This is a genomic window from Devosia sp. 2618 (genome assembly GCF_040546815.1).
In the GTDB taxonomy this organism is placed as follows: domain Bacteria; phylum Pseudomonadota; class Alphaproteobacteria; order Rhizobiales; family Devosiaceae; genus Devosia.
Map to the genome: position 1 here is coordinate 2,265,621 of NZ_JBEPOO010000001.1, position 20,421 is coordinate 2,286,041.

The window sequence follows — 20,421 nt, forward strand, 5'->3', positions numbered from 1 at the left end:
GGGACATGAATAAGGCAAAGATGTCAAAATCCCTTTGCCCAAAGCTCATGCACGACCGATATCCCCCTTGAGCCCCTTACGCAAGAACAGCACGGCAAGTGCCTCCATAATCAGGTGCCCGGCCGAGCTGCCATCGAGTGCCGGAAGGTCGATCCCCAGCAGCTGCGCTACGCCCGCCAGTAGCATCAGGGCGGCGACGATATAGGTTTTGTATCCGCTCAATAGGGCCATGATCATGCTCCTTGTGGTGAATGAGGTTGAAGGCGAGGCAGTCGTACCGGCCACAGAAAGCGCGACCCGGCGAATGGCGGACACGCGCGACGTCCAGCCTTTACCGAAGGTGGTAAAGGTCGATAGACGCTTGAGAAAACTCATCCGGCGGTCACACAGTGCGACGATCAATGCGCCGAGCCCCTTCCTACCTGCATAGGTTTTTATGGCATCCAGCGTCAGCGGGCCCACCTGGCCGTCGGCCACGACGCCAAGCTCGGCCTGCAGCGCGCGGATAGCGCGGTCCGGCCCGGAATTTACGGCGAAATCGAACAGCGCCAGATCGAGCCCTGCGGGCATTTGTCCCGCCTTGCTGCGCTCCCAATAGCTCGCCCGATAGATCCTGGCGGCTTCCGCCCGTTGCAGGGCGCGCACCGCGTCCTTGGACAGTTTCCACCACGGCGACACATTGCGCCACCGGGCCAGCGTCTTGTGGGTGATGCCCATGTTGGTGGCGCCGCCGGGATCGCTTGGATGATCGACATAGCCGCCCTCGTGCCGCAGCACTGCGTCGAGGCAGAGCTCAAATCGCGTCTTAGCCATGGAAGTCTCCCTGTCCAGCATGCCCCGCCCCGAGGACGGTGCTGATCTGCGCGACGGTGAAAGTGAAAGCGCCCGGTGAGACGCCGAAGTCGGCCACCTGCTGCGCCGCCGAATAGACGGCAGTCGCCGCCCCGACCTCAAAGCTGCGCACCGCCGTGGCACCGTTGAACACCCGCACCCGATAGCGCTCGGGCACATGCTCTAGCGGGCTCTCTGTCGCGCCCCAGCCATCGCCGTCGGCGCGGCTGCACCGGACCCAGCTCAACGCGATATCGCTGCCGGTTCGAGTTGCCCGCAAATGCACCGGTGCCAGCGGCAAGGCCGGATCGGTGGTCGTGGAAACCGTCAGCGTCGTTCCCACCAGGTCCGACGCCCCGGCGTAGATCCGAAACCCGCGTTCTTCCCCGAGGTGATGGGTCTCGACGGGCAAGGCAGCGCTTCTCTGGTCGAGCACCATCACCCGCCTGCCAACCGACGCCGTTCCGATGGCCGCCCGAGTTCCGCTCAGGCCGCGCAGCAAGCCACTCAACCGATAGCGCCCGCTCGACACCAGATCGGCCCGCGCAAAGCCAACGACCTCCCAGCCCCCACTGTCCGTCTCGACGGCCAGTCGATTGCTCCCCGCCAATGCTGCCAGTGGCTCCACCGAGGCCAGATGCCCGGCCAAAAGCTTCACATCCAGCACATTACCATTGTCCCAGACTGCAACCGGTCCAGCGCGAAACACCGCCGCAACCGTCCCCAACAGCCCACGCCGCGAGACATCGGCCACGCGCGCGCCGGTAGCGTCATCGACCACCTGCAGCGCACCCGGCCACGGCTGCGCATATCCGCTCACCACCAGCCGAGACCGTGTCGGCTCAGCTGGCAATGGCGGCAGATGCGCCACGGCCATGACCGGCACCGAGCGCACCGTCGCCCCATTGGCCTTGGTCAGCGGCCGATCAATATCGGTCGCCACCGCCATATTGGCCGGCAGCGTCCGCGCCGTTATCTTCCGTGCTAAACCATCGCGGATTTCCGTGATTTCGAATGGGCCCTCGGTCAACCCGCCAATATCCACCACATCGCCCGGCTCAAGTGCGAGATCGGACGGTGGCAGCGTAAAGTCGAGCGTCTCGCGCTCTGGCGCCGCCGCATCCAGCATCCGCTCCGCCGCCAGACGTGCCCCCGCTCCATCCAGCACCAGCGCCGTCGTCTGCCCCGTCAAAGCACCATCGCCGCGCAAAGCCGTTACGGTCGCGGCCAGATAATCCCGCTCCCGATCCAGAAAACTCAGCGCCAACCGCCCCGGCGCTTCCGCCGGATCAACGCGGCGACGGGACAGGATCGCCCCCTCACCCACCGCCAGCCTGTTTTGATCCAGCGTAACCGCCGCCTCGCGCCGTGCAATTGCTAGTTGCAATCCATCGACTCGATTGCGCAGGCCAAGCCCGGTGGCCGCCATGATCGGCTCAATGGCTTCGCGTGCCGTCGTCGCATTGGCCAGCACATAGCCGCCAATCTGCGGCGCCGCCGCCTCGGCCTTGATCGCAACGCCATGGTCAGCTGCGATCGCACTGATGATCTCTTCGCTCGTCGCGCCGCCCAGTCGCCCGGTCAGCCAGTGTCCGTTGCGATGGTTGGGGCCATCGGCCCACACCTCGGTTAGCGCCGGAAAGGCCGGGTAGGGCCGCGCGTCCCAGGTCCAGTGATAGATCCGCTCCACATCGACCATGCCGACCGGATTGTTCGCCGCCTTGCGCCACCACGCCTGATGCGCCCGCAACACCTGACGCTGGATCAGCGCATCGGGCGTTCCCGTCGAAAAATACGGCAGGCCGCCCTCGGCGCTTTTGGGGTCGCCAAAAATGTTGGGCTGGTTGGCACCCTTGTCGACCGCACCACAGCCCAGCTCGGTGAAATAGATCGGCTTGCTGCCCGGCACCCAGGCAGTCGGGCTGGCACTCCGCACCCCGCCCGGCCGGTTGTGATGCGGCTGGCTCCACCAGTTGCGGATGTCCTTGTAACGCCATACCCACGGCTCGTTATGCGTGCCATCGCTGATCGGCGTCCGCACCTGCCCGCGGCGATGCGCATCACTGGCATAGTACCAGTCATAGCCCTCCCCGCCTGCGACATTGCCCGCCAGGTAATCGAGGTCATAGCCCGTCGCCGACAGCGCCGCATCGCTATGCCCCTGCCCATCGCGCCAGTCGGCCAGCGGCATGTAATTGTCGATGCCGACCGCGTCGATATGAGGCGAGGCCCAGAGCGGATCGAGATGGAAAAACTTCTCGCCGTCCGGCTGATAGCCCGAATACTCACTCCAGTCCGCCGCATAGGTCAGCTTGGTCGCAGACCCGACCACCGCCCGCACATCCGCCGCCAGCGACACCAGTGCCGACACGAACGGAAAACTGTTGCCCGCGCCGCGCACTGTCGTCAGTCCGCGCATTTCCGAGCCGATGATCAGCGTATCAACGCCACCCGCCGCCGCTGCCAGTCCGGCATAATGCAGCATCATCTGCCGATGCCCGGCCGCAAAAGCCGCCACCTGCGTCGCAGCCGCCGCGCTTTTGTCCGGCGCCCCCGGCCGTCCCGGCGCCGGATGGCAGGTAATTCGTCCGCGCCAGGGATAGGCTCCCTGTTCCGAGGCGCCATAAGGATCGGCCAGTCCGTTGCCGGACGGCACATCCATCATGATTATGGGATAAATCGTAACCTTAAGCCCGCGCGCCTTGAGATCGGCAATTGCCGCCAGCACCGAAGCGTCCGACGGCGTGCCGCCATAGGCCGCACCGCCGCCATGCATGGACACGACGGGCACACTGCCGCGCCCGAGCCCCATCACACTCCACTCGGCACCCGACACCGAGCGATCCGCCGCCTCGACACGCGGCCCCACCATACAAGACCCACAGCGCAGATCATTGCCAAACCAGGCAATCACCAGCGCCACATGCTTGAGATTGGGGCAAAGCGCCGTCAGCTCGTCGATCGACAGCGTCCAGTCGCTCACATTGGCGCTGACATGGGTATTCTCGCCCGCAGTCTGCCCCGGCCCGACCATCCGCATACGCGGTGCCGGATCATAGCCAAACTCGGTCGCCCCCGGGATCACCGTCACCGCCCGAATATCGCGCTCCAGGTCGCCGACCACGCGGCACAACTCAACGGACAGTTGCGGAATGCGATTGCCGAATTTTTCCAGCGGCAGTTGCTCGACCACGAGGTAACAAATCCCGCGATAGGCCGGCGCCGTCCCTTGCGTCGCCTCAATCAACCCATCCGGCAGCTGGCTTTGCGTGCCGCGATAAAACCGCAGCGTCAGCCCTTCGGTGTCGAGCAATTGCCCATCGGCCCAGATGCGCCCCAGCCGATGCACCTCGCCCTCGCAGAAGGCTACGGCAAAGCTCGCGCCCACCACATCCTCGCGGTCGCCCGCGCCCTTGGCCCCGGTATTTTCGGCCGCCAGCAGCTCCAGCTCGCGCGCCCAGATGATGTTGCCCGACAGCCGGCTCCAACCATAGAGCCGGGGCACAGCGATGCCCTCGCTTGACCCCTGAAGCCGAATATCGCTGCCACCGGCCTCGCGCTTTTCACCAAACAGCATGCCATCGACCGCGCTTCCCGCCAGCGCCCCCAGCGCCCGCCCAACCGTCGCGCCAATAGGCCCGCCGACCAGTCCACCCACGAACTGCCCAGCCAGCGAAAGTGCCAAAGTGGCCATGTTTACTTCCTTTCTCACCTCTCCCTTCGGGGGAGAAGGGGAAAACCGAGGGCTGGCAGTCATCACCCTTCTCCCCTCGCGGGAGAAGGTGCCCGAAGGGCGGATGAGGGGGCCTCGCCTCAGTCCGGAAACCGAAACCGCCCACTCACCCGCCGTGCCCAGGCTTCGGTCAAATTTGACTCGACCACGCCCAGCCGTTCCTGCGCATGGATGAACCGCTCGGCACTCACCAAAATCCCGCAATGCTTGGGTTCGGCCATGCCGCCCAGCCGAAACAACACCACCTGCCCACCAGCTAGCCCACCAGTCTCCGCCACCAGCAGCGTCTCCGCCGCCTGTCGCAGCGCCCCAGCATTGAGCGGATCGCGCATATCGGCCCGATAGGGCGGCATCGCCACAGGCTCCGCACCATAAAGCGCCCGCCACACGCCCCGCAGCAGTCCAAGGCAATCGCACCCTGCCCCCACCAATGACGCCTGATGCCGATAGGGCGTGCCCAAAAACTCCCGCGCCGCCGCAATCACCGCATCCGACGTCACGGCACCACCGCCCGACCATCCAGCGCATCGCCATTGCGCGGATGGCGCAGCACATAGTCATTGCCCGGAATATGCGGAAAACCGCGAAAATTGACCGCATTGGCGAACTTGGCCTTGCAGGTGGCAAAGCGCCGATCGCACCCAGCCGTCACGCTCAGCGTATCGCCCACCGCGATCCAGTCGCCCACCCGCACCCCAAAACCCAGCACATCGCGATTGCCGCTACGCTGGTGGCTCACCACCCCATCGCGCAGCCCGATGCGCTTGCCATCCGTCCAGCTGGCCGCGCCAAAGCCGAACCAGCCAGCGGCAAATCCGGCCAACCCAGTCAGCACAAGCCGATAGGGATCATCGATCGCCGTCACCGTCGCCTGTCCGGTAAACGCCGGATTGCTGAGGTCCACCCGGCAGCGCGCATCGCCCACCGCGGCGTCGCATAGCCCCTGATAAATCCGCCCATGCGTTACGTTCAGGTCCTGCTGCGCCGACCGCAGCTCTGCCCGAAATACGCCATCCTCGCGCACGATTTCGCCAATCGCATCGCGCCGCAGCAGCACGCGCTGGCTGATATCGGCCCAATTCACCCGCCAGGTTTCCACCACCGCGCCGTCGTAGCGCCCGAGCAGAATATCGTCCTCGATGATTGCCTCGGCATGCAGAACGCCCAGCACTTCGCTGGTTTCCACCTGCGCACCCAGCTTTGCCGGCACCTCGCTGCCGTCCAGTCCATGTGCCGGCACAAAATCCACGCCGCCAAACCGCAATGTCCGGTCATGATCGGTAAAACCCAGCACCACGCCATCCGTGCGCGTCAATTTCCAGCACTGCGCCAGCGTCGTCTCGCCCTTCGCCACATGCGCGGCGAGCCCCACATTGAGCGTCCTCATGGCAAAATCTCCACCAGCGGAATGCTCGGGGCCTCAGCGCCATCAAAGCTGGTCAGTTCCACATCGAGCCGGTCGGTATCGAACCGCACCGGCACATCGAACAGAAACCCCGCCGTCACCACGGCGCCATTCGCTGGCGCCACGGAAAAACCGACGACGCCCGTCGCCACATCCACAGTCCAGCCGCTCATCACCTCCACGCCCGCCACCGCCACCCGCACAGAGCCGGCGACCGGTTTAGTGATCGACCGCAAATACGGATCAAACGCCGCGCCATATTTCTTGCTGAGGGCAAAGCTGGTCCGGCTGCCGTTTCCGGTGCCAATCGCCTGGTCCAGTGCCGTCGGCACAGCGCCATTGCTCGAAAAATCCAGCCCATCGCGCCACAAAAACCCATGCAGCCGCCCGCGTCTTTCCTCGAAAAACGCCAGCACCGCCGCCATATCCGCCCGCGATTTGACGCCATAGCCAGCATTGTAGCGCCGCCGCGAATGCAGCCACCGCCCATTCCGCTGCTCGCCCCCACCCGCCAGCGTCACCACATCCGTCCGCCGCTCCGGCCCACCCCGAGCCCCCAGCGCCACATCAAGCGGAAACCGCACTGCATGAAATGCCATTTGATCGACTCCGAAATCATCAGTCATCCCCTCTCCCCTGAGGGGAGAGGGTCGGGGTGAGGGGTTCAGAGGTTGTGGGGCCAAACAGCACCGCCACCACCACTGAACCCCTCACCCGCCGCTGCGCGGCGACCTCTCCCCTCAGGGGCGAGGTGGGAAAGAGCCTAACTCCCCCGCGAACCCCTCTTCACCGCCCGCAACAGCATCGCACTGATCTCCGCCTCGCTCGCTGCAAAGCTGCGCGCATCACTCGCCGTCACGTTGAACGTCACATTCACCGCCCCGCCACCGCCACCCGCCACACCCAACCGACCATCCGGCCCACGCGACAGCGGCATGATGGCCTCAGCTCCCGCCTCACCCATCAGCCCCAGTCCGCCATGCATCGGGAAATAGCTCGGCGTCGCGATCACCCCGCCCTTGGCGAACGGGGTCACATTGCCCAGCGCCGGATTGGTCGCGGCGAACAGGTTTTCCACCAGCCCGCCGACCAGCGTGCCCAGCGGCTTGATCGCCGCCTTGAGCGCGATGTCGGCAAAGCTGCGTGAAATATCGCCCAGCAGCGACTTGAACGATTTGCCATCGACCAGCGCCCCGCGAAACGCCGTATTGATCGACCGCGCCACGCCATCTGCCAGGTCGCCAATGCGCCCCAGTTCGAGAGACACATCGCCCAGTTCGTCGCGAAAACTGTCGGGAAAAAAATCATCGGCCATCGGGAAAACGCTCCATCAATCCAGCAAGGTCATCGCGGCCTAGTGCCCCCCCCCGGTCACCCACCACCGCGCCCCAGGCCGAGGCCAGTTCGCGTGGCGTCATGCGCCAGAATTCGCGCGGCGGCAGGCGCAGCACGCCCAGCCCGAACCGCATCGCCGCATCCCACGGAAACGGCGTCATGCCGCCTCTCCAAACGTCGCCCTCAACAGCCGCGCCGCAATATCGGCCGCGCCCTTGAGCCCGCCCTCGATTGCCATGCGCGCCAGGTCGTCATCGCTGACCGCATTGCCACCGCCGCGCAGCCCCGCCCCCAGGATCGCCGTCAAATCTCGCGCCGAAACCCGGCCACTGGAAAACCGCTCGGCCAGTCCGACGAGATCCCCCGCCTGCAACCGCGCCTCCAGCTCCGCCAACGCCCCAAGCGTCAGGCACAACACCTTCGTCTCGCCGCCAATGACAGCATCAATCTCCCCGCGCTGTGGAATGGCCATGTGTGTTTCCCTTATTGGTTGTTCGACGCACCCTCGCCCCATGGTCATCACCCGGCTAGTCCGGGTGATCCATCGCGCCACACGTGAGGAGGCATGGATTGCCCGGACAAGCCGGGCAATGACGGCGACTAAGGCGCAGTTGCAGAAATCAAATCGCCGTAAAAATCACTTCCCCGGCGCTTTCCAGCGCCAGATCAAACGTCACCTCCCCGGCGTGATCGGCCGAAAACTCCAGCGCCACGATCTGAAACAGCCCCTGCACTGTCCCGAAATCGGGGATGATCAGCTGCCAGTTCCGGATCGTGCCGCCAAAAAACAACGCCCGCACCTGCGCATCGGATTCCGTGTCCTTGAACACCCCTGCGCCCGAAACCGAAGCCCGCTTCACCCCACCACCCGCCAGCAATTCCCGCCAACGCCCGGCGCTTTCCTGGTCTGTCGTGTCCACGCTCGAGGCATTGAACGCCAGCGCCCGCGTCCGCAGCCCCGCCACCGTCAAAAAACTGCCTGCCCCCGTCTGATCGAGCTTGAGCAGCATGTTCTTCCCGATCTGTGCGGCCATGTTTTTCGCCTTTCAAGAAATTGTCGCCACGCCCGGAGCGCGGACTCTCACGTCGAATGTTTCAGTCGACACCCTCCCCCTTGCGGGGAGGGATCAAGGGTGGGGGTACTGCGCACACCCATGCCAGACGACCGGACGAGGCCCCCTCATCCGCCGCTGCGCGGCACCTTCTCCCACGAGGGGAGAAGGAAAGAGCTCAACTCTCACTCAAAAACCGCAGCGTCACCGCCGCCTTGGCATGTCCCGTGTCCCGGTCGATCACCGTATCCGTCCGCACATGCTCGCAATGGGTGACGACAATCCCGCCAGCCGAAAGCCCCAGCGCCACCGCCACCACCCGTACCGCCATATCCAGCGCCCGCTTGCGACTGGGCTGATCGCCCCGGCAATGGATCAGCACCCGGTGCTCCTGCCCCGGCGCTTCATCGCCATCGCGCTGCAACACGTCGTGCCGGGCGATCACCACATAAGGCGCCACCGCTCCGCGCGGCGGGGCGTCGAAGACGCCATCGCCGACGATGGCAGCCAGCGACACATCGCCCTTGAGCGCCGCCACCAGCGCGCCTTGCAACAGGCTGATCGGATGCATCGCCCTACCCCGTAAAACTAGTTTCGCTACAGGCGCAGCTCAGATACGCCCGCCTTCCATTGAGGTCGGCAGCGCTCACCACATCGAGGCTCCGCCCACGATAGATGATCCGGTCACCCGGCTTCACGTCGTTACGAAAACGCACAACCACCGCGTGGGAGATCTCCACCGACCGCCCATCGGCGCTGGTGCCCTGTCGCCCGGTCAGCGAGCGGACCCGCGCCCAAAGGCTCGTCACCGACACAAACAGCGCCACATGTCCGCCCTCGGCCTCGCCCGTCGTCTCGCGCCGCTTGAACTGCACCCGGTCGGTCAGCGTGCCGATGGGCGGGATCCGCTCGCTCACAGCCGCACCCGTTTATAGCCGGCGACCATGCGGTCGAACCCCGAAGGCACGACCGCCCCGGACCCGGCCACGATCACCGCGTCGCGATGCTCGAACCAATAGGCCACCAGCGCCAGCAGCGCCTGGCGGATGTCGGCCGGTACATCCTCCGGCCCGGTGCCAAACCCGGCCTCATAATCAATCTCGATGCCCTGCTGCGCCCTTAGCAGGGGCGTGCCTACCACCGTTCGGGGCAAGAGCAGCCGATCCGGCTCGCTCAAAAACTGCGCCAGCGGCACGTCATGGCTGGCCCCGGCCTCGTCATAGGCCGCAATGGCCGTCACGCTGATAAATGGCATCACCGGCAGCTTGACCACCCGGCTTTCCGGCCAGCAATCGAGCACCACGCGCCAGCTCTGCGCCAGCAGCGCCCTGCCCGTGACGCCCTCGATATGCAGCCGCGCTGCTCCGATCAGCGTCATGATCAGCCCGTCCTCGGCTTCATCGTCCACTTTGAGAAACGCCTTGGCCTCGGCAAGCGAAACCGGCTCCTCTGCGGGCCCCGCCAGAAGGTATGAAGTCATTGTTTTGCCTTTTGGTTTTTGGGGATACCCCCACCTAACCTCCCCTGATAGGGGGAGGGACAGATCCAGTTCGGGACACAATCTCGCCAAACCCACCGCCCGGATTCCTCCCCCTTTTCAGGGGGAGGCGAGGTGGGGGTATTCTTGCTTACTCAGCTCGCCGCAAACTTCAGCAGCTTGATCGCGTCATAATCCGCGATCCCACCACCTACGCGCTTGGTCGTATAAAACAGCACATACGGCTTGCTCGAGAACGGATCGCGCAGCACGCTCACGCCCTGACGATCCACGATCAGATAGCCGCGACGGAAGTCACCAAAGGCGATGGACAGCGAACCCGCCCCAGCGTTCGGCATGTCCTCGGCTTCGACCAGGTCAAAGCCCATGAAGCGCGCCTTGCCGTCTGCTGCGGCCGCTGGCTGCCACAGGTAATTGCCGTCGGCGTCCTTGAGTTTGCGCAACGTGCCCTGCACCTTGCGGTTCATCACCCAGCTGGCATTCTGGCGGTAGCCGGCCTTGAGCGAATAGACGAGGTCGATCAGCACATCGCTGGCATTGCTGGTCGGCAATGCGCCCGCAGCGCCGGTTGCCACATAGCCTAGATTGCCCCAGCTCCAGCTGCTTTCGGCCACCGCGGTTGCGGTGAGGAACCCCTTGGGCTTGTTGACGCCATCACCACTGACGAAAGCCGTGGTTTCCTGCGCCGCAAAGGCCGCGTTGACCTCGTCGGCAATCCACTGGCCGACATCCACCGCCGCGTCATCAAGAAACGCCGAGGTCGCCGCCGGCATGGCATAGAGTTCCATGGTCGGATAGCTGAGTTCAGCCAGCGTCTGGCTGGTGGTCGTGGGGCGCGATGCGGTTTCACCCACCCAACCCACGGCCGGGCCGGTCACCGAAATCGGGCGCTTATAGACAGAACCCGACACCTGCCGCACGCCGGCAATGGCGCGGATCGGCGAGACTGCCGTCATCAGGCGCGCGATTTCCGTCTCGGTTTCGGCCGGCACCACATAGCCGCCATCGGCATTGACGCCGACCGACAGTGCCTTTTCCTCGCCGCGCTTCACGTAGCAGGAGAACGCCTCCTTGTACTCGCCGCCGAGCTGAGCCGCCTTGCCATCGAGCTGCGGACGCGCCCGCTCGACCAGCGCGCGATCCATCGCCGCCTTCTGCTCGTCAAGCACCGCGTTCAGCCGGTCCAACTTGCCTTCGAGCAGGCCATCGGGCGTGCCGCGCTTCTCGATCTCGCCGAGGCGCTGGTCGTTGGTGCGTTTGAATTCCTCAAACGCGGTCGAAAATTCGGCGAAGAGCGCGGCAATGTCGCTCCCCGCGCCGGCCTTGGTTTCAAGGCCGTCACTGGTCATATCCATGCAGATGTCCTTATCGGTTGCGGATGGTTTTTGTGGCGGCCGCAATGGCGGCGCCGGTCGATGTGCCGAAGGGCGCAATCCGCGCGTCCTCCATCATCGGAAAAGTCACGATCGAAATCTCGAACAGGTCGATCGCCCAGAGCTTGCGATGGCCGCCCTCGTGGGTCGCCTTCACCGTGCGAAAGCCGATGGACAGCCCATCGAGCGCCCGGTTCTCGATCAGGCGTTTCAGCGCATCGGCGCGCGGCACGCCCGGCACCAGCCGCCCGGCCACGAACAATCCATGATGGTCCTCGCCAATGGCGTCCCAGGTGCCGACGGGCTCTTTCGGATCGTGCTGAAACAGCAGCCGGATGCGGTCGCCGCGCTTGGCGATGCTCTTGGCAAACGCCCCCGGCATGACGATATCGCCGCCCGCATCCACCCGCCCGAATACGCTTACATAGCCAGAAAACCGCCCTTCGCCATCAATCGGAATGGATGCCATCAGCGCTTGCCCGTTGGCTTGCTGGCGGTCTTGCCGCCCGTTTTCGGGCCTGCCAACGTGCCTGCAAGGTTCCAGGCAAACTGCCGGAAGGTCTGCTGCGCATTCTCGCGATTGTGCTTGTTTGCCATGGCCTTACTCATCCTTCCTGAAAAGCCGATTCAAAGTCGCGATCTCCTGCACGAAGTCGTTGAAGTGTTGATTCACCTTCGCCATCTCCCGCAGGCTCCAAACCAGCAGCGCACTGGCGCCGGTGGCCCAGAGAAACAGCGCCAGATGCGCCAGATCACCGCGCTCCACGACGGTTTTGGTCAGCTCGTCCATGATGAATCTCCTTGGGGAAGGCCCCCTCACCCGGCGCTACGCGCAGACCTCTCCCCCAAGGGGCGAGGTAGGGAAGGCCACCACTTCACCTCTCCCTTGGGGGAGAGGTCGGCCCTCTTGGGCCGGGTGAGGGGGCCTTCACTTCGACCCTTTGTCCCCAGACAAATGCGCGTCGCACAACGCACCACGTCATCCCCGCGAAAGCGGGGATCTTCCTTCAACACCGCGTCAAGGTAGATTCCCGCGTTCGCGGGAATGACGTCGTGTTGGGAAAACACCCCTAAATCCCCAACATCGCCCGCTTCTCGGCGTCGCTTAAAAACTCCGCGCCGCCAACCCGCGCCCACAGCGCCGCCCGGTCCTCCGCCAGCGCTTCGACGCCATCGAAATCGGGCTCCACCGTCGCCCCGCCAAAAGCTGGCGACAGCCAGTTGCTCAGTTCATCGGCCACCCGCACGACCAGCGGGATCAGCGTCTGTCGCCACAGCGCCCGATTGGCTTCGGCCAGGTTCGCATAGGTATTGTCGCCCGGTATGCCGAGCAACATGGGCGGCACGCCGAAGGCCAGCGCGATGTCGCGCGCGGCGGCATGTTTGGCCTCGATGAAATCCATGTCGCGTGGGCTGAGCGCGATGGTCTTCCAATCGAGCCCGCCCTCCAGCAACATTGGCCGCCCGGCATTGGCCGCGCCCGAGAAGTTCTGTTCCAGCTCGCCCTTGAGCCGCTCGAATTGTTCCTCGGTCAGGTTCTGCCCCGCCACCGAATAGACCAGCGCCCCGCTCGGCCGCGCCGCATTGTCGAGCAGGGCCTTGTTCCATTGCCCGGCGGCATTGTGAATATCGAGGCTGGTCTGCGCTGCCTCCAGCGGCGCCATGCCGTAGTGGTCATCCATAGGATGAAACAGCGCCATGTGCAGCACAGCCGGCACCGGCGTTTCGTCCTGGCGCAGCCGTGTCGCCCGGCCCCCGGCCGTGTAATCATAGGCCACCGGCCAGCCGTCCGCTCCGGCCACCACCGCCATACGGTCGGGTCGCAGACAAAACAGCCCTTTGACCTCGCCATCGACGATGCCCGCCTGCAGATAGGCATTCCCCGCCGTCTGCAGATAAGCGTAAACCGCCTCCAGCATTTCCCCGCCCGACTGCCGCCCATTGGGCCGCGCCAGCAGCGTCGCCAGCGGATGTTCATCCACCTTGCGCCCATCCTCATGCACCACCAGCGGCACGCGGTTTGCGGCTTCCGCAATCAACCGCACGCACCGATAAACCACCGGATTGCGTGCAAAGCCCTGATTACAGAGGCTGGCAAAGCCCCGATTGCTCCAACTCGCCGCGCCCAGCTGGCTGAGACTCAGCAGGGTCTGCCCGGCATAAGTCTTGGTTTCGACAGGCGTGTTTATCTGCCCACCCAAAAGGCGGCTGATCCAGTTCGGCATTGTTCTTGATCCTTAAATTACCGCCCCAACGGCTACATCGTCCCCTCGCCCCTCAGGGGAGAGGGCAGCGGCGCCGGGAGCGAAGCGACCTGGCAAAGCTAGGGTGAGGGGTGCGATGCTCGAAGTGGGTGAAATCTTCCAACTTCGCCCCTCATCCACCCTTGGGGCACCTTCTCCCACAAGGGGAGAAGGAAAAGCCCTCAAAGCCCCCGCACCCGCGGATGCATCTCGTTCAACATCAATTCCGTCACCGCCCAGACCAGCGCATCGACGCGATCGGGCGAGTGACCCTCACTCTTTCCATCCGACCCAAAGGCACACATCTCGTCCTCCAGCGCCGTCAGCCCCTCGACATGGCTCACCAGCCCGCGCCCATATAGCGCCGCGACCGGTTCCGCCCGCAGCCACTTGCCGCGATTGGCCCGCACCGCGCGCACCGGCACCGTTGCGTCCACCTGCGTAATCACCTGCTGCACCAGATCGCCGCCCTGGTTGACCTCCACCACGATGGCATCGGCCCCATGCGCCTGATACGCCGCCACCGCACGATAGGCCCAGGTCAGCGGCGCCGCCGGCTTGATCGTGCGATCCTCCAGCACCACCACGCCATCTCCCACCCGCCCGGCCACCACAATGCCACACGCGTCTGACTTCGCCGTGCCCGTCACCGGAGGATCGACCGCGACAATGATCCGGTCGATCTCACCGCCCTCGAACCGACGGAACATGCTGCGTTGCCACAGCGCATCGGGCATGTCCTCGATCAGTTCGCCATCCAGTTCTTGCCGCCCCAGCACCGATCCGCGATAGCGCGCCACCACGGCTTCAAGAAATCCCGGCGCCAATTGCGCTCGATTTTCGTCGGTGCGGATATGGGTCACTGCCGTTTGCGGATCGCTCAGCAGCCGCTTGATCAACCGAGACGGCCGGGGCGTTGTCGTCGCCAATTGCTGTGGCCGATCACCCAGCCGCAGGCCAAACTGCAGCATGTCCCACGCCTCTTCGCCGTGCGGCCATTTCGCCACCTCGTCACACCAGGCGGCAGCAAACTGTGGCCCGCGAAACCGCTCGGGATCGGACGCGGACATGATCGCCGCTTCGACACCATTGGGCCAGATCAGCCGATTGCCTTTGAGCACCGGGCGATCCACGTCGGGGTGAACGCTCAATATTCCGCTTTCGCCCCGCACCATGATCGAGATGGCCTCGGTCATGGTCTCGCCGACCAGCGCGATCGGCCCGATCCGCCGGGCCGCCAGCGTGCGCACCCATTCGGCCCCGGCCCTGGTCTTGCCCGAGCCGCGCCCGCCCAGCAAAAGCCAGGTGGTCCAGTCCGAGACCGGCGGCAATTGCTTGGGAAAGGCCCATCGGTTCCAGTCGTAATATTCGGCCTCGACCTCGTCATTGGATTTGGCCGCGACCTCGGCCCGCGTCTCAGCGGTTCTTGAACTGGTCAATGCGCTTGGCCAGCTTGTCTCGGAGGTCGCTCATGTCCTTCTTGCTGGCCGGCTCCACATTGGGCTGGCTCGCGCCCAGCTCGATAAGCTTGTCGAGCGTCTTGACGTGAATGCCCAACACATTGGCCTGTTTGTCGATCGGTTCGGTCACCGCCATCTCCAGTCGTCTTACCTGCTTGTCCAAAACCTTCATCATGCGCGCCACCAGTTCGTCCTGGCGCACGACGCGCGCCCGGGCGCTCAGCCAGCCCTCGCTTTCCCTGCGATAGCGCAGTTGGGCAGTCGAAATGCCGTAGCGCTTGCAGATGACCGCAGGCAGAAACTGGCGGCTTTCATATTCCTGGCGCACGGCATCCCAGCGGATCGTCCGGTCATCGGGCGCCCCAGTTAGATCAACCATGTCAATGTTTCCACTATCGCGTGGGGGCCGTCCGCCTCACCCACTTTTCCGACCATGCCTGAACTATAGCCCAGCACCGTGACGCGGGGAGAAGATGGATAACTTGAGGTCGTCGCTACGCGCAAAATCGCTCCAGTGGAGCGATTTTAGACCTCAAGGCCATGAGAGCTACGCTCGAATGGCAAGAAGTGGCCCACGCACTGTCCCCTACCGTGTCACGCCCTCACCCAAACTTGCGCTTGGCATCCATGGCCAGCCCCAGACCCACGCTGCCGAGCACGTCGGTGCGCACCAGGTCCGCGTCCGGAAACAGCGCACGCAGCCGCCCGGCAATCGCTGGCACCTGGGTCGAACCGCCCGTCAGGATCAAGCTGTCGATGTCGCCGGCCCCGATCCCGGCCCGCTTCAGCGTTTCGGCGATGGTGTCCTCGATGCGGCTGACCGAGCTGTGTAGCGCCGCCGTCAGGTGCTCGATGGTCAGTTCGGTTTCGATCTGCTGATCGCGCACTGGAAAAACGAAGTTGGTGGTGTCGGCATCCGACAGCGCAATTTTGGCCGTTTCCACCGCGCCCACCAGTCGATGCCCCAGCCGATCCTCGATCAGCTCGATCATCATATCCACCCGCTCAGGCGCCTGCGCCTCGCGGCTGGTGCCGCGCAGGTCGCGCAAAGTCTGCGCATTATAGAGCCGGTTGATGCGGTGCCAGGTCGAGAGATCATAGTATGGCGCCACCGGCAGGTGCCGCTTGCCGTCGCGCGTCTTGGTGCCCAGCCCCAGTTCGGGCATCACCCGCGTCATCGAGAGCAGCCGGTCAAAGTCCGTGCCGCCGACATGCACACCGGCCGTCGCCAGAATGTCGCCGCCCCGGTCCATCGATTTGGCCCGCTCGGGCGATACGCGCACCACCGAAAAGTCCGAAGTACCGCCGCCAAGGTCGACGATCAGCGCCAGCCGCTCGGCCGTCACCTGGCGCTCATAGTCGAGCGCCGCCGCAATCGGCTCAAACTGGAAATCGACATGACGGAAGCCCTGCCCGCGCACAGCGCTTTCAAGCTGATCCTGCGCCGCCCGGTCGGCCACCGGGTCCTCATCGACAAAGTGCACCGGACGGCCGCAGACCACGCTATCGACCTGCCCGTCGAGTTCGCTTTCAGCGCGCCGCTTCAGTTCGCCGATGAAAATGCCAAGAATGTCGAGAAAGCCATAGCTGCGCGCCTTGACCCGCGTGCTGTCGCCGATCAGCGCCGTGCCCAGCACGCTCTTGAGCGAGCGCATCAGGCGGCCATCGGCGCCGGTCACATATTCAGCCACAGCCTTGCGGCCAAAGTGGATGGTGTCATCCTCGAAGCCGAAAAAGATCACGCTGGGAATGGTTTGCCGCCCATCCTCCAGCTTGAGCAGCTGGGGAACGCCGTTGGTATCGAGCCGGGCAATGGTTGAATTGGACGTGCCAAAGTCGAGGCCGCAGACGAGAGACATTGAGGGGAGCATCCGTGAGACAGGCGCGACATGGCGCGCGAAGGGACGGCTCTCTTAATGTCTCAATGGGCGGCTGGCAACCTCAAGCCGCCTTGCGCTTGCGCTCCACGGCGGGGCGGAGATCCTTGGTCTCGATCCGGCAAAAGCCCTTGCGCTGGGCCTTTCTGAGCACGGCAGCACCGGCCTCGAAGAACTTCTTGTCAACCGAACCATGCGGATTTGTCACGGCCAGCCCAACGCTGATCGTCACGATCCCGGCGTGGCTTTCCTTGTGGGCGAGGCCGAGATCCTTGATGGCTTCCACCATCTTGCTGGCCAGCGCCCGCGCCATCAGGCCCGGCATGTCGGCCAGAACCACCACAAAAGTCGAACGCCCCAGCCGCAGGCAAACGTCGCCGTCGCGCGGCAAAGTGTCGGCAATGGTCTGCATCACATCGGCCAAGCAGTGGTCGGTGGAGGTCTTGCCATAGGCCGTAAAATAATCTGAAAAACGGTCCATCTCGATCACGAGAAGGCTCAGCGACACATGGCGCGCCGCCGCATTGGCCCAGCCGGTCGCCAGTTCTTCTTCGATGCGCGCGCCGAGGCGCGGCTTCATGCCGATTGATCGCGCAATTGCGGCCTGCCCATAGGCCGGCTCCCGCTCCTGCCGCACAGGTCGCATCGCGCCCAGCGCAGTCCGAACGCGCAGCCAGAAAGACTCGTCGGACGCTTTTACAGTTGCGGTATCAGTCATGGATGGTGCCTATCCTGGGCTCGCAGTCCCTTAATCTGGCCCCGCCATGGTTAATACCGTGTAAATACTTAAAGCTTCTCAGGCGGTTCCCACTCCGGCCAGTCGACCGCGTGTTCTTCCCATTCGTCTGGGGCGACGTCCTGTTCAGCAAAAGTGCGGCCGCGGGCCGAGACGCCGACATCGACGACGGTCTGCGGATCGCCTGAAATCAGCGGGTGCCACCAGGCCAGGCCTTTGCCTTCGGCGATGCGACGATAGGCGCAGGTGGTGGGGATCCACTTGATCTCGCGCACATTCTGCGGCGTCAGCTTGATGCAGTCGGGCACCTTGGCTTGCCGCCCCGGATAGTCAGTGCAGGCGCAGGTATCGCCGTCCAGCAGCTGGCAGCGCACATCCGAAGTGATCAGGATGCCGGTATCTTCGTCCTCGAGCTTGATCAGGCAACAGCGCCCGCAGCCATCACAGAGGGCTTCCCACTCCGTGCTGGTCATTTCTTCGAGAGTTTTTTCTTCCCAGAAGGCCATCTTAACTCGTTACTGCTATCCGTCTTGTCGGTTTGCTCTTGTCCGTCACAGAGCGCAATCATATTCCAGCGATCATGTTGCGTTGGGGAACGCGAGCGGACAAAAGTTCGTGACACCAAGCCGGGGACCGTGGTGCAGGATCCGTTCTATACCAAAGAAAAACGCAAGACGAACTCCAGCATGTTGGCGGCAGACGCCTGGCTGGATTCTTCGCTTTACGAATTCTGGCAGTGGCTCGGGCGCGGCTATACGCGCTTTCAGGACTTCATGTCCATTTTCCACGTCGCCGGCTTCAAGCGCTTCTTCGTTGAAATCCTGAGCGACGGCTTTTCGTTTTTCGCCATTGGCTGCGTGCTGATGGTGGCGCTGGCTATGCCAGCCTTTGATGCCACGGCGTCGGGCGAGTTTAACAAGGCGGAGAATTACTCCGTCGTGTTCCTTGATCGTTACGGCACCGAAATCGGGCGTCGCGGCATTCGCTCGGACGATTCCGTCGCCCTTGCCGACATGCCCGACTATCTGATCAAGGCGACGCTTGCGACCGAAGACCGCCGCTTTTACGAGCATTTTGGCATCGACGTGGTTGGCACACTGCGCGCTATCGTGACCAATGCCTCGGGCGATCGCAGCACCCAGGGCGGCTCCTCGATCACCCAGCAGCTGGCCAAAAACCTGTTCCTCAGTTCCGAGCGCACCATCGAGCGCAAGGTCATCGAGGCCTTCCTCGCCGTCTGGCTGGAATGGCACTATTCCAAGGACGAAATCCTCAAGCTCTATTTTGACCGCGCCTACATGGGCGGCGGCAATTTCGGCGTCGTGGCTGCCGCCGACTACTATTTCGGCAAGAAGGTGCAGGATATTTCCCTCGCCGAGGCCGCGATGATGGCCGGCCTCTTCAAGGCGCCCAGCAATTACGCACCCCATGTCGATCTGGCCGCCGCGCGTGGCCGCGCCAATCTGGTGCTGTCCAACATGGTCGCGTCGGGTTTCCTCACCGAAGGCCAGGTCACCGCTGCCCGCCGCCACCCCGCCTCGGCCATCGACCGGGTGCAGGATACCAATTCGCCCAACTATTTCCTCGACTGGGCCTTCGAGCAGTCCAAGCGCATCATCGAAACCACGCAGCACGCCTCGAACAATTTCGTGGTGCGTACCACTGTCGACACGACCCTGCAAAAGTACGCCGAAGAAGCCGTGGTCTCGACCGTGCGCGAAAACAGCGCGCAATATGATGTCGAGCAGGCCGCCATGGTCGTCACCGACACGCAGGGCGCCATCCGCGCCATGGTCGGCGGCATGGACTATGCCAAAAGCCAGTTCAACCGCGCCATCGTCTCCACGCGCCAGCCGGGTTCGGCCTACAAGATCTTCGTTTATTCAGAAGCCTTCGAGCAGCTTGGCCTCAAGCCCACCGACATGATCACCGACCGCCCGGTCTGCATCGGCGACTGGTGCCCGCAGAATTACGGCCGCAGCTACAAGGGCTCGGTGACGCTGGCCAGCGCCTTTGCGCAGTCGCTCAATACCGTTCCAGTCACGCTGTCGATCAAGACCGGCCGCGACACCATTGCCGAACTCAGCCACCGCATGGGCCTGACCGCTGACTATCCGGTCACCCGTTCGCTGGCGCTGGGCGTGGCGTCCGTCTCGGTCATCGACATGACCTCGTCCTATGCAGTGCTGGCCAATCACGGCCTCAAGACCCCGGCCTATGGCATTACGCGCATGACGACGCTCAATGGCGAGCAGGTGTTCGAGGTCGATCCAGACGCGCCGCGCGAACGCGTGCTCAGCGAAACCACCGTCGCCAACATGAACTCCATGCTGCGCGGTGTGGTCACCGGCGGCACCGGTCGGCGCGCCGATATTCCGGGGGTGCCATCGGTCGGCAAATCGGGCACCACATCGTCCTATCGTGACGCGTGGTATTGCGGTTTCACCGGCAATTATGTGGCCGCCGTCTGGTTCGGCAATGACGACTACCACCCGACCAAGAACCTGACGGGCGGCACCCTGCCGGCCATCGCCTGGCAGAAATTCATGGCCTATGCCCACACCAATGTCGAAATCAAACCGGTGTTCGGCGTCGACTTCGTGCCCAAGCAGACCATCATCGCCGCTGCCGATCCAGCACAGGTCGAAGAGGTCGTGCAGCGTCCACCAAGTCTGACGGCTGGCGCCGCGCGCAAGCTGGTCGATCTGGCCGACCGCATCCAGGCAACCATGGATGGCATCTCCCCGCCGATCAACCAGGCCAGCGTTCCGATGGCCAGTGACACGCAGGGTCTATGACCGCGCGACGCTCCCGCCTCTTCATGAGGGCTACCGGGCGTTCGGCATCCAAACCAACCCTCATGGTGAGGTGCGAGGCA

General features: G+C 64.1%; 23 protein-coding genes. 1 reads left to right on the forward strand and 22 read right to left on the reverse strand.

Translation table 11 applies throughout. From position 1 onward, the window contains the following. Positions 1-45 precede the first annotated feature (45 nt). From ABIE28_RS11405 to ABIE28_RS11510, 22 genes are all read right to left on the reverse strand, one after another. The gene (locus ABIE28_RS11405) at positions 46-813 is read right to left on the reverse strand and encodes a glycoside hydrolase family 108 protein (protein ID WP_354062994.1); all 768 of its coding nucleotides are present in this window, start codon (positions 811-813) and stop codon (positions 46-48) included. Further along, positions 806-4,525 carry a baseplate multidomain protein megatron gene (locus ABIE28_RS11410; protein ID WP_354062996.1) on the reverse strand — a complete coding sequence of 1,240 codons (3,720 nt, stop codon included), beginning with the start codon at positions 4,523-4,525 and terminating at the stop codon, positions 806-808. Before ABIE28_RS11410 ends, ABIE28_RS11405 begins: the two co-directional genes overlap by 8 nt. 119 nt (positions 4,526-4,644) lie before the next feature. Next, positions 4,645-5,064 (reverse strand): NlpC/P60 family protein, encoded by a 420-nt coding sequence (locus tag ABIE28_RS11415; RefSeq protein WP_354062998.1) that lies wholly within the window; start codon positions 5,062-5,064, stop codon positions 4,645-4,647. Beyond that, on the reverse strand, positions 5,061-5,951 hold the full coding sequence (locus tag ABIE28_RS11420; protein WP_354062999.1) for a phage/gene transfer agent baseplate hub protein: 891 nt from the start codon (positions 5,949-5,951) through the stop codon (positions 5,061-5,063). The genes ABIE28_RS11415 and ABIE28_RS11420 overlap by 4 nt, the downstream gene beginning before the upstream one ends. Continuing rightward, positions 5,948-6,568: a phage distal tail protein, Rcc01695 family gene (locus ABIE28_RS11425; protein ID WP_354063001.1), complete on the reverse strand. Its 621-nt coding sequence runs from the start codon at positions 6,566-6,568 to the stop codon at positions 5,948-5,950. The genes ABIE28_RS11420 and ABIE28_RS11425 overlap by 4 nt, the downstream gene beginning before the upstream one ends. Before the next feature lie 164 nt (positions 6,569-6,732). After that, positions 6,733-7,284, reverse strand: a complete 552-nt coding sequence (locus tag ABIE28_RS11430; RefSeq protein ID WP_354063002.1) for a phage tail tape measure protein — start codon at positions 7,282-7,284, stop codon at positions 6,733-6,735. Continuing rightward, complete coding sequence (locus ABIE28_RS11435; RefSeq protein ID WP_354063004.1) at positions 7,274-7,465, reverse strand: rcc01693 family protein; 192 nt, start codon at positions 7,463-7,465, stop codon at positions 7,274-7,276. The genes ABIE28_RS11430 and ABIE28_RS11435 overlap by 11 nt, the downstream gene beginning before the upstream one ends. After that, complete coding sequence (locus ABIE28_RS11440) at positions 7,462-7,776, reverse strand: gene transfer agent family protein (protein ID WP_354063006.1); 315 nt, start codon at positions 7,774-7,776, stop codon at positions 7,462-7,464. The genes ABIE28_RS11435 and ABIE28_RS11440 overlap by 4 nt, the downstream gene beginning before the upstream one ends. Before the next feature lie 148 nt (positions 7,777-7,924). Continuing rightward, positions 7,925-8,338, reverse strand: a complete 414-nt coding sequence (locus ABIE28_RS11445) for a phage major tail protein, TP901-1 family (RefSeq protein WP_354063008.1) — start codon at positions 8,336-8,338, stop codon at positions 7,925-7,927. A 196-nt stretch (positions 8,339-8,534) separates the two neighbouring features. After that, positions 8,535-8,927, reverse strand: coding sequence for a DUF3168 domain-containing protein (locus ABIE28_RS11450; protein WP_354063010.1), 393 nt, complete (start codon positions 8,925-8,927; stop codon positions 8,535-8,537). A 4-nt stretch (positions 8,928-8,931) separates the two neighbouring features. Beyond that, positions 8,932-9,273, reverse strand: a complete 342-nt coding sequence (locus ABIE28_RS11455) for a phage head closure protein (protein WP_354063012.1) — start codon at positions 9,271-9,273, stop codon at positions 8,932-8,934. Beyond that, on the reverse strand, positions 9,270-9,836 hold the full coding sequence (locus ABIE28_RS11460; RefSeq protein ID WP_354063014.1) for a head-tail connector protein: 567 nt from the start codon (positions 9,834-9,836) through the stop codon (positions 9,270-9,272). Before ABIE28_RS11460 ends, ABIE28_RS11455 begins: the two co-directional genes overlap by 4 nt. A 152-nt stretch (positions 9,837-9,988) precedes the next feature. Further along, positions 9,989-11,209, reverse strand: a complete 1,221-nt coding sequence (locus ABIE28_RS11465) for a phage major capsid protein (RefSeq protein ID WP_354063015.1) — start codon at positions 11,207-11,209, stop codon at positions 9,989-9,991. A 10-nt stretch (positions 11,210-11,219) separates the two neighbouring features. Beyond that, a complete protein-coding gene (locus ABIE28_RS11470; RefSeq protein WP_354063017.1) occupies positions 11,220-11,696 on the reverse strand; it encodes an HK97 family phage prohead protease in 477 nt (158 codons plus the stop codon). Beyond that, on the reverse strand, positions 11,696-11,824 hold the full coding sequence (locus ABIE28_RS11475) for a hypothetical protein (RefSeq protein WP_354063019.1): 129 nt from the start codon (positions 11,822-11,824) through the stop codon (positions 11,696-11,698). The genes ABIE28_RS11470 and ABIE28_RS11475 overlap by 1 nt, the downstream gene beginning before the upstream one ends. A gap of 4 nt (positions 11,825-11,828) precedes the next feature. Then, positions 11,829-12,017 (reverse strand): hypothetical protein, encoded by a 189-nt coding sequence (locus ABIE28_RS11480; RefSeq protein ID WP_354063021.1) that lies wholly within the window; start codon positions 12,015-12,017, stop codon positions 11,829-11,831. A 280-nt stretch (positions 12,018-12,297) separates the two neighbouring features. Then, positions 12,298-13,452 (reverse strand): phage portal protein, encoded by a 1,155-nt coding sequence (locus ABIE28_RS11485; RefSeq protein ID WP_354063023.1) that lies wholly within the window; start codon positions 13,450-13,452, stop codon positions 12,298-12,300. A 200-nt stretch (positions 13,453-13,652) separates the two neighbouring features. Then, positions 13,653-14,909: a DNA-packaging protein gene (locus ABIE28_RS11490; RefSeq protein WP_354063025.1), complete on the reverse strand. Its 1,257-nt coding sequence runs from the start codon at positions 14,907-14,909 to the stop codon at positions 13,653-13,655. Continuing rightward, complete coding sequence (locus tag ABIE28_RS11495) at positions 14,887-15,309, reverse strand: hypothetical protein (protein ID WP_354063027.1); 423 nt, start codon at positions 15,307-15,309, stop codon at positions 14,887-14,889. Before ABIE28_RS11495 ends, ABIE28_RS11490 begins: the two co-directional genes overlap by 23 nt. 223 nt (positions 15,310-15,532) lie before the next feature. After that, entirely contained in the window at positions 15,533-16,789 is a 1,257-nt protein-coding gene (locus ABIE28_RS11500; RefSeq protein ID WP_354063029.1) for an Hsp70 family protein, read from the reverse strand. A gap of 82 nt (positions 16,790-16,871) precedes the next feature. Continuing rightward, entirely contained in the window at positions 16,872-17,525 is a 654-nt protein-coding gene (locus ABIE28_RS11505) for a diguanylate cyclase domain-containing protein (protein WP_354063031.1), read from the reverse strand. Positions 17,526-17,593: 68 nt separating this feature from the next. After that, a complete protein-coding gene (locus ABIE28_RS11510; protein ID WP_354063033.1) occupies positions 17,594-18,049 on the reverse strand; it encodes a YcgN family cysteine cluster protein in 456 nt (151 codons plus the stop codon). A gap of 180 nt (positions 18,050-18,229) precedes the next feature. On the opposite strand from ABIE28_RS11510, the gene ABIE28_RS11515 reads away from it, so the two are divergent. Next, on the forward strand, positions 18,230-20,341 hold the full coding sequence (locus ABIE28_RS11515) for a transglycosylase domain-containing protein (RefSeq protein ID WP_354063035.1): 2,112 nt from the start codon (positions 18,230-18,232) through the stop codon (positions 20,339-20,341). Positions 20,342-20,421 lie beyond the last annotated feature (80 nt).

Coding starts and splice junctions, on each gene's coding strand:
- ABIE28_RS11405 (WP_354062994.1), bottom strand. CDS start 813: ATGGCTAAGACGCGATTTGAGCTCTGCCTCGACGCAGTGCTGCGGCAC.
- ABIE28_RS11410 (WP_354062996.1), bottom strand. CDS start 4,525: ATGGCCACTTTGGCACTTTCGCTGGCTGGGCAGTTCGTGGGTGGACTG.
- ABIE28_RS11420 (WP_354062999.1), bottom strand. CDS start 5,951: ATGAGGACGCTCAATGTGGGGCTCGCCGCGCATGTGGCGAAGGGCGAG.
- ABIE28_RS11425 (WP_354063001.1), bottom strand. CDS start 6,568: ATGGCATTTCATGCAGTGCGGTTTCCGCTTGATGTGGCGCTGGGGGCT.
- ABIE28_RS11430 (WP_354063002.1), bottom strand. CDS start 7,284: ATGGCCGATGATTTTTTTCCCGACAGTTTTCGCGACGAACTGGGCGAT.
- ABIE28_RS11435 (WP_354063004.1), bottom strand. CDS start 7,465: ATGACGCCGTTTCCGTGGGATGCGGCGATGCGGTTCGGGCTGGGCGTG.
- ABIE28_RS11440 (WP_354063006.1), bottom strand. CDS start 7,776: ATGGCCATTCCACAGCGCGGGGAGATTGATGCTGTCATTGGCGGCGAG.
- ABIE28_RS11445 (WP_354063008.1), bottom strand. CDS start 8,338: ATGGCCGCACAGATCGGGAAGAACATGCTGCTCAAGCTCGATCAGACG.
- ABIE28_RS11450 (WP_354063010.1), bottom strand. CDS start 8,927: ATGCATCCGATCAGCCTGTTGCAAGGCGCGCTGGTGGCGGCGCTCAAG.
- ABIE28_RS11460 (WP_354063014.1), bottom strand. CDS start 9,836: ATGACTTCATACCTTCTGGCGGGGCCCGCAGAGGAGCCGGTTTCGCTT.
- ABIE28_RS11465 (WP_354063015.1), bottom strand. CDS start 11,209: ATGGATATGACCAGTGACGGCCTTGAAACCAAGGCCGGCGCGGGGAGC.
- ABIE28_RS11470 (WP_354063017.1), bottom strand. CDS start 11,696: ATGGCATCCATTCCGATTGATGGCGAAGGGCGGTTTTCTGGCTATGTA.
- ABIE28_RS11475 (WP_354063019.1), bottom strand. CDS start 11,824: ATGGCAAACAAGCACAATCGCGAGAATGCGCAGCAGACCTTCCGGCAG.
- ABIE28_RS11480 (WP_354063021.1), bottom strand. CDS start 12,017: ATGGACGAGCTGACCAAAACCGTCGTGGAGCGCGGTGATCTGGCGCAT.
- ABIE28_RS11485 (WP_354063023.1), bottom strand. CDS start 13,452: ATGCCGAACTGGATCAGCCGCCTTTTGGGTGGGCAGATAAACACGCCT.
- ABIE28_RS11495 (WP_354063027.1), bottom strand. CDS start 15,309: ATGGTTGATCTAACTGGGGCGCCCGATGACCGGACGATCCGCTGGGAT.
- ABIE28_RS11500 (WP_354063029.1), bottom strand. CDS start 16,789: ATGTCTCTCGTCTGCGGCCTCGACTTTGGCACGTCCAATTCAACCATT.
- ABIE28_RS11505 (WP_354063031.1), bottom strand. CDS start 17,525: ATGACTGATACCGCAACTGTAAAAGCGTCCGACGAGTCTTTCTGGCTG.
- ABIE28_RS11510 (WP_354063033.1), bottom strand. CDS start 18,049: ATGGCCTTCTGGGAAGAAAAAACTCTCGAAGAAATGACCAGCACGGAG.
- ABIE28_RS11515 (WP_354063035.1), top strand. CDS start 18,230: ATGTTGGCGGCAGACGCCTGGCTGGATTCTTCGCTTTACGAATTCTGG.